Origin of the sequence: Streptomyces capoamus (assembly GCF_014654935.1) — a bacterium.
GTDB classification, from domain to species: domain Bacteria; phylum Actinomycetota; class Actinomycetes; order Streptomycetales; family Streptomycetaceae; genus Streptomyces; species Streptomyces capoamus.
Genome location: NZ_BNBF01000004.1, coordinates 332,099 through 339,416, shown reverse-complemented (window position 1 = coordinate 339,416; position 7,318 = coordinate 332,099). Strand labels below are relative to the sequence as shown.

The 7,318-nt window shown below is 69.2% G+C and carries 9 protein-coding genes; 6 read left to right on the top strand and 3 right to left on the bottom strand.

Annotation, left to right across the window (positions count from 1 at the left end):
• Nucleotides 1-386 precede the first annotated feature (386 nt).
• The 5 genes from IE312_RS09620 to IE312_RS44115 all read left to right on the top strand — a co-directional run bounded on the left by IE312_RS09620 (nucleotide 387) and on the right by IE312_RS44115 (nucleotide 3,826).
• Nucleotides 387-560, top strand: coding sequence for a hypothetical protein (locus IE312_RS09620; protein WP_189980271.1), 174 nt, complete (start codon nucleotides 387-389; stop codon nucleotides 558-560).
• Between the two features lie 651 nt (nucleotides 561-1,211).
• Nucleotides 1,212-2,615 carry a S8 family peptidase gene (locus IE312_RS09615; RefSeq protein ID WP_229899417.1) on the top strand — a complete coding sequence of 468 codons (1,404 nt, stop codon included), beginning with the start codon at nucleotides 1,212-1,214 and terminating at the stop codon, nucleotides 2,613-2,615.
• Complete coding sequence (locus tag IE312_RS09610) at nucleotides 2,612-2,860, top strand: hypothetical protein (protein ID WP_189980270.1); 249 nt, start codon at nucleotides 2,612-2,614, stop codon at nucleotides 2,858-2,860. The genes IE312_RS09615 and IE312_RS09610 overlap by 4 nt, the downstream gene beginning before the upstream one ends.
• Nucleotides 2,857-3,345, top strand: a complete 489-nt coding sequence (locus tag IE312_RS44280; RefSeq protein WP_370467535.1) for a transposase — start codon at nucleotides 2,857-2,859, stop codon at nucleotides 3,343-3,345. The genes IE312_RS09610 and IE312_RS44280 overlap by 4 nt, the downstream gene beginning before the upstream one ends.
• 337 nt (nucleotides 3,346-3,682) lie before the next feature.
• Nucleotides 3,683-3,826, top strand: coding sequence for a hypothetical protein (locus tag IE312_RS44115; RefSeq protein ID WP_368860001.1), 144 nt, complete (start codon nucleotides 3,683-3,685; stop codon nucleotides 3,824-3,826).
• 262 nt (nucleotides 3,827-4,088) lie between these two features.
• Here the strand turns inward: IE312_RS44115 and IE312_RS09600 are convergent, their stop codons facing one another.
• A complete protein-coding gene (locus tag IE312_RS09600; RefSeq protein WP_189980268.1) occupies nucleotides 4,089-4,883 on the bottom strand; it encodes an SDR family NAD(P)-dependent oxidoreductase in 795 nt (264 codons plus the stop codon).
• A gap of 190 nt (nucleotides 4,884-5,073) precedes the next feature.
• Here IE312_RS09600 and IE312_RS09595 point away from each other — a divergent pair, with 190 nt between their 5' ends.
• On the top strand, nucleotides 5,074-5,652 hold the full coding sequence (locus IE312_RS09595; protein ID WP_189980266.1) for a TetR/AcrR family transcriptional regulator: 579 nt from the start codon (nucleotides 5,074-5,076) through the stop codon (nucleotides 5,650-5,652).
• A gap of 688 nt (nucleotides 5,653-6,340) precedes the next feature.
• Here IE312_RS09595 and IE312_RS09590 read toward each other — a convergent pair.
• Both IE312_RS09590 and IE312_RS39365 read right to left on the bottom strand, forming a co-directional pair.
• Complete coding sequence (locus IE312_RS09590; protein ID WP_189980264.1) at nucleotides 6,341-6,850, bottom strand: hypothetical protein; 510 nt, start codon at nucleotides 6,848-6,850, stop codon at nucleotides 6,341-6,343.
• A gap of 366 nt (nucleotides 6,851-7,216) precedes the next feature.
• Nucleotides 7,217-7,318: DUF5670 family protein (locus IE312_RS39365; RefSeq protein WP_229899441.1), on the bottom strand; the 102-nt coding region annotated here is incomplete at its 5' end.

Sequence of the window (7,318 nt, the reverse complement as noted above, 5' to 3'; positions counted from 1 at the left end):
GCCTTCATACCGGCTGCTACCGATGAGCGCTGCAAACCAGGGCAATCTGGGGCCTTTGTGTGCATTCTATCAAGTGCATCCAGTCGCGGCGCGGCATCCAGGTCGCCATCGTCGCCACCGCCTGGAAGATGACCACCTTGTGCTGGAACCTGGTCACCAAGGGTTAGGGCTACGAGTGCAACGACAAGGCGTTGCACCGCCACGAGCGGGAGATCGTTGAGCAGGGAAGAGCGCGCCTACGCGGTGATGACCTCGCACTGGCACCAAGCCACGCGGACGGTACGAACTCGGCGCAGGCCGCAGCCGGGCCGGCTCTGTGGCGATCACCGACGACCATGGCCAAGGACTGCAGGCGCCTGCTGTGAACGTTGATCGAGGACGTGACCGTGCTGCACGTCGATAACGGTCGCTGCTCCCCCGACGGGATCACCTGCAACCGTCGCACCTACCGCAACGCCACCCAGGCCGTCGACATCGTGCGCGACCTGCTGGACAGCCGCAGCGACGCCGAGATAGCGGACTGCCTCAACAGCTTCGGCCTCAGCACCACCGGGAACTGACGTTCGTTCACGGTTCACTCGGTCCGTCACATCCAAGCCCAGCACGCGATCGACTCCAAGCGCAACGACCCCACCGGGTCCAGGATCACCGCGTTCGAGACCGCCCGGATCCTCGGCGTCCATGACGCTGCAATCCACCTGTGGATCCGCAGCGGTGAGATGGTCGCCAGCCGGGCCCGCCACCTCCGCTGGTGCATCGCCCGGGACAGCGACATGGAGGCGTACCAGAAGCAGCGCGCAGCGTTACGGGAGTTGCCGCTGTCGGCGCACGTCCGCTGACAACTCGACCAGCCGGACCTCTGCAACCGGCCGACCGGAGACAGCCACGTCGCTCATCAGGTGTTCTTCCTTGATCGGGAGTTACACCGGAGATCGCCGTACACACCCTTTCACCTTGTGCCGTCACCAACCCCCAAGGGCACGGGCTCGTGGCGGTCCGGCAAGCACCAGCACCACGGAGGGAACGTGCAAGTCATCGCGACCCGGACAGCGCGGGGCGCCGCCTCCCGCCGTGGGTGGCGACGCTGAGTTGCGGGCCTCCATGCCCAATGTCACGGTCTAAACAGGGGGACGCCGACGACCTGGCATTGGACAGCATTGCAGGCCACGGCACCAGGCGTCGAGACACGAATGAACCGTGGCTCCCCACCCGTGGCGCTGTCAATCCGTGAATCGTCGCGCCTCTGCAAACCGGGAAGCACACAGAAAGTGGGAACTTCAATGGTGAACGGACCCATGGACAGGCGTGTCTTCAATGGGCGACCCGATCGGCCCAATGGCCCCGTCACCGGCCAGGGTACGGAGTACACCGGTCGGTACGTAGTCCTGCTCGACCAGAGCAACCAGGAGAGCGGCCTGAACGCCCTGCGTTCCGCCGCCGACATCGCGCCTGTCGAACGCATCCGGGGCACCGAGGCCGCGAACGTCGCCGAACTCCTGGAACGTCCTGACGTCTCGGTGCACCTCGAGGAACTCGGAGTCGCCGTCGTCGAGGTACGGCCCGATCAGCGCCACACGCTGGTGACGACGGCCGAGGCGGAGCCGTCGATCATCGCGGCGGAGCCGGAGCGCATGGCGTACGCCACGCCGATCACCGCCCCGCAGCAGGCACCGACCGAGTTCTTCCCGGCCTACCGCAGCGACGAGGACGTGGTCGCCCGTCACACCAGGGCCGAAGTCGCCGCTGCCCAGGGCCCGGCCCTGGACGAGCAGAGCTTCACCTGGGGACTGCAGGCGATCCGGGCCAACCTGTCCCACCTGACCGGACGCGGTGTGAAGGTCGCCGTCCTCGACACCGGCGTGGACACCACCCACCCGGACCTGGTCCGGTGTGTCGAGGACACGATGTCCTTCGTCGTCGGCGAGGCGGTCGAGGACGGTCATGGCCATGGCACCCACTGCATCGGTACTGTCGCCGGACCGAAGAACCCTCAGCAGGCACCCCGCTACGGCGTGGCCTGTGATGCCCGGATCCTCGTTGGGAAGGTGCTCAGCAAGCAGGGCAGGGGCTCCGACGGTCAGATCATTGCGGGCTTGGGCTGGGCCGTCGCCCAGGGCGCCCGGGTGATTTCCATGTCGCTCGGCGCTCCGGTCCGACCAGGTGAGCTGTTTCCGCAAACGTACGAGATTCTGGCCCAGCGCGCGCTTGAGCGTGGGACGGTGATCGTCGCCGCCGCGGGCAACGACAGCAACCGGCCTCCGAGCATTCTGCCGGTCAGCCGACCCGCCAACTGTCCCTCCATCCTCGCGGTGGCCGCGCTCGACAAGTCGATCACGCCGTCGTTCTTCTCCAACGGCGGAATCAACGGCCAGGGCGGTGAGATCAACATTGCCGCGCCCGGCAGGGACGTGCGCTCGGCCGCTCCTGGCGGCGGGTACCAGACCATGAGCGGCACGAGCATGGCCACGCCGCACGTGGCGGGTGTCCTCGCCCTGCTCGCCGAGGCCAACCCCAACGCTTCCGCGGCCGATCTCGTGGCGGGCCTGAAGTCAGGCGCGTTCCCACTGGCACAGCCCGTCCGGGACGTCGGCGCGGGCCTGCTGCAGGCCCCGTGAGTGAGCCCACCCAGCCCGCGCTGGTCGGGGTCATCCTCGCGGTCGACCCCGACCGGTTCGCGGAGGTGGTCGAGGCCCTGCGGCGGGCCGGGCTCACGGTCACCGGCGAGCAGCCGGTCCTCGGTACGCTCTCCGGCACCGTCGCGGAGGACCGTATACCGGCCCTGGAGGTGGTCGACGGCGTCGAATCCGTCGATCGGGAACGCACCGTCCGGCTCCCCCCACCCGACTCCCCGATCCAGTGAGCTCAGTGACGGCCGTCCTCCGTACGTCGACCCTCCCCGTTTCGCCTTCCCCGGTCACCTCTCAGCCAGCGTTCTCCGCCCGCCGTTCCAAGAAGATCCGTGACTGGCTCGCGGCCCACCCCGACGATGCCGGACTGCACTTTCTGCCGCCGTACTCGCCCGAGCTGAATCCCGACGAGCCGGTCAACGCCGATCTCAGGCACAGTCCGCCTACCCTCTCGCGCCGGCCCCCTCGTCACCATCCGGCACGAACAGCAACTCCACGTCTCCGCGGCAGCAATCCGCAACGTGCTCGACTCCCACGCGGTACCTCGGGTCTTCGAAGGCGAGCGGTGCACCTCGTCTCGGGCGCTGACGGAGTTGGTGTCGGCGAACGCCTGGATGGTCGGCCACAGGCCGGTGGCTCCGGCCACGATCGTCGCACTGACGGCAAGGGCACCTTGGAGGGCCTCGGGCCGGACCGCAGCAAGGAGAGCGCGTCGTAACCCAGTACGGTACGAGAACGGCTGGGAGCCCGGGACCGGGCCGCGCTCCTCGATTCAGAGGTAGCGGCGTTCAGCTCGTCTTGGATGGAGAGGGCGACCCTCTCTGGAGCTACCTGGGAGTCGACCGCTTTCAGGCCGTGCTGCAGTCGCTCGTCGGCGCGATGGCCGCCAACCTGGGGATGCAGCCGGGGCAGCGGCTGGTAGACCTCGCCTGTGGGACGGGCGGTGCCGGTCTGTTGCTGGCCCGCGCCCTGGCGGTGTATGTCACCGGCGTGGGCGTCTCCGCCACGGCGCTCCGTCTGGCGGTCGGCCGTGTCCCGGAGTTTCTCCTGCCTCGGTGCGGGTGTCGGACACGGCGACGGGCGCCGTCCGCGCCCGTCTCACCGGGCACAGGGGGCCGGTGCGGGCGGTGGAGTTCAGTCCGGACGGGCGCCTGGTGGCCACTGCCGGTGACGACTGGACGCGCGCCTGTGGGACGTGACCACCGCGCCCCTCGCGCGCAGTTCGTGTTGGGATCGCTGGCGCATAGCGGTCTGTCTGACCGGTACGCGGACGGGCTGATCTGCGTGGATGCCCTCGGGTTCGAGCGGGACCGCAGGAAGACGTTGGAACCCGCGCGCCGGGTCTGATCCGATGACAGGGATCCATGCAGAGCCGGCTCCGCCTCCGCGGAGCCCAAGGCGTCGCGGAGGCCGTCCAGGATGCGGCGCGGACTCCGACCGGATGCGGCGGCGTGGCCTGCGTCACGGCGTGAGGGAGGTGAGGGTGCCTCCTTCGACCTTCAGCGCCGCGCCGGTGGTCGCCGACGCGCGGTCGGAACTGGTGAACACGATCAGATCGGCCACCTCGGACGGTCGGATGAGCCGCTGGATCAGTGATGTCGGCCGGAACCGGGCGATGAACTCGCGCTGCGCGGCGTCGAACGTCTCGGCCTCGGGGATGAGGGCGGTGATGTACTCCTCGATGCCTTCCGTGTGGGTGGGGCCCGGCAGCACGGAGTTGACGGTGACCCCGGTACCGGCGGCGGCCTTGGCCAGACCGCTGGCCACCGCCAGCAGGGCTGTCTTGGTCATGCCGTAATGGACCATGTCGAGCGGTGTGTCGATGGCCGTCTCGCTCGAGACGAACACGATGCGGCCGAACCCGCGCTCCATCATCCCGGGCATGTACTGGCGCGCGAGCCGGACGCCGCTGAGGACGTTGACCTCGAAGAAACGACGCCATTCCTCGTCCTGGATCTCCAGGACCGGGGTGGAAGCGAAGATCCCGGTGTTGTTGACCAGGACGTCGATCTCGGGCACCGCCTCCAGCAGTGCCCGTGCGCCCTCGGCGGTGGATACGTCGGCGGCGACGGTGACGACGTCTGCGCCGGGCACCCGGGCGCGGATTCCGTCGGCAGCCGACTTGAGACGGGCCTCGTCGCGTCCGTTGAGGACGGTACGGGCGCCCGCTCGGGCGAAGGCTTCCGCAGTGGCCAGGCCGATGCCGAGCGTGGAACCGGTGACCAGGGCTGTACGGCCGGTGAAGTCGATGTGCATGAGTGAGATCCCTTGGGTAAGCGCGGCGCGCCCGTCAACAGGTGCCGCCCTGAGAGCCATCCGATGAGACGGATCGTTCTTTCTCAGAATGAGACGGAACGTTCTCTCTTGTCAAGCTTGATGGAGAGAACGATCCGTCTCATAATGGATCGGTTCCATCTCCCCCAGCCGGACGAACAGGAGGCTCCAGGTGCGACGATCTGCCGAGGAGACGCGACGGCACATCCTGGACGTGGCCGGTGACCTGTTCTACTCCCGTGGCGTACGCGCCGTCGGCATGGACCTGGTGATCGGCACGGCAGGCGTCGCCAACGCGACGCTGTACCGCCAGTTCGCCACCAAGGACGAGTTGGTCACCGCCTACCTCGTCACCCGTAACGAGGACTGGTGGCGGCGCCTGCGCGAGGCGACGGCGGCAGCTCCCGGCCCCCGCGCCCGCATAGAAGCCCTGTTCGCCCTCACCCGGCAGGACATGGCGACCCCCGGCTACCGCGGCTGCGCCACCCTGAACGTCACCAGCGAGTTCCCCGACGAGGGCCATCCCGCCCACGCCGCGGCCGTTGCCCATAAGACAGAGGTGCAGACCTGGCTGAGCGAACAACTCCGCGAAGCAGGCGACGCGAACCCTGACGACACCGCCGGCAAGCTCCTGGTGATCCTCGATGGTGCCCAAGTCCTCGCAGCCGCGATGGCGACCGACACACCGGGCGACCACATGATCCAGCTGGCGGAACAGCTCCTCGATGCGAGGCTGCCGGCACCTGCGTGACCGGAGGAAGACGGCCACCGCTCCTGGTCGTGCGGCGGCATGCCCCCGCAGACCAGGAATCGGACCGACGGGGGCACCGGCGCCGGCCTGTTCTCTCCGGCGGCAAGCCTCCCCGCCCGCGCTCCCGAGCGACGCCGCAGCCAAAGCGCGTGCGCGCTGCAGGACGCCTGAGACCGCCACTCATTTGGCAGCACACGAGACGAAGCATCAAAGGTGAGTACCGCCGCGCGGGACCGGCTCGCCCAGCCGGCGGCCGAGCTCCGCCGCGTACTCGAACGGCCCCTCGTCAGCGACGGGGGGCATGCTCGACGGGCAAGGGCGCGGGCAGCAGGGTCTTGCTGCAGCCCGAGTCGCGCAGGCCGTGGCTCACTGCGCCACTGCAGGCGCTTGCGCGGGCGGGTGGAGGGCGCTGGACGACCGATTCGCTGCGCACCGGTCATGCCGCCATCGGATGGGAGGCGGCCAGGGCGCCGCGCAGCAGCGTCCAGGGGCTGGTTCGGGTCGCTTTCGCCGGCGGCTGTCAGACGGCGTAGCGCGTCGGCGTGGGCCAGACACCGAGCCGCGGCCGCCGGAGCGGGAGGCGAGCTCGGCAAGCTCTACCCCGACTTCGAGAACATGGGAGCCGAGCAGGAGGACGCCGCGGTGCCGCAGCCCGCTGGCTCGGCATCGAGGAACAGCAGTGGTCGGCTCAGGTTCTCCCCCTGCCACGCTCGTGACCGGCTGCGGCGGTGGAGGCGTGGCCGCGGCGACGGCGCTGGCGACACACGTCATCGCGCGAGCCGCTGCTGTAGGACCGGTTCCAGGCGATCGACAAGGTGAGGGCCGCGCCGATTCCCGTACCGGCGTATTCCCAGGCCGCGTCTGCCAGCAGAGAGGAGCGGTCGGCGACGGCCCAGTCCCGGCCCGCGTACAGCGGTACGTCCGTCAGGAGTTCCTCGTCGGCGGCGAAGGGGAGACCGCGGATCTCACCGTTCCCGCGCTGGCCGCCGGGCAGGTGCCACGCGCCGTAGCACGGGCCGCCCGACTCGCAGTGCACGTACCCTTCCGTCTTCGTGCGGTGGCCCTCGACGAACCGGTACGTGTTCTGCGCGGCGAACCACAACAGCACTGCGAGACCGCACAGGAAGACCGACAGCACCACCCGGGACAACGGCCTGAGCCCGCTCAGCAGCTCGGCACCCCACGACTCCGAGCGCATGCCCCATCACCTCATCGTCCTCGTGCTCCGCGGCCGGGAGACGGCAGGCTACCTGAGCGGTCCCGCCCGAGCAGCCTCTGCCGGGGGCCCGTGGCGGTCGGCGTGACAGGCCGGGCGCGGTCGTCAGCGGGGAGGCACCGGCTCGGTGGTGCTCCTCCAGATAACGGCCGTCGCGCCCACGCCTCACATTCGAGCTGTACCCGGTCAGGGCTGAACAAGATGTCGGCCGCGATGCGCCCGATACGGCCGATCCCTCCCAATCACCCGCACAAAAAGTCTCGTTACGCGGGTGGGGCCCGGCCGTGTACGGCCGGGCCCCATCACCTCGCGCAGCGTGGCACGCTTGTTGCGCCGGGTGTCCCTCGTCTACCAGCGGTACCAGCGGCCCTTGCGACCGCCGCTGTCCGCGGTGCGGACGACGAAGCCCAGCAGCCACACGACGAGCACGATCACCGCGATCCACCACAG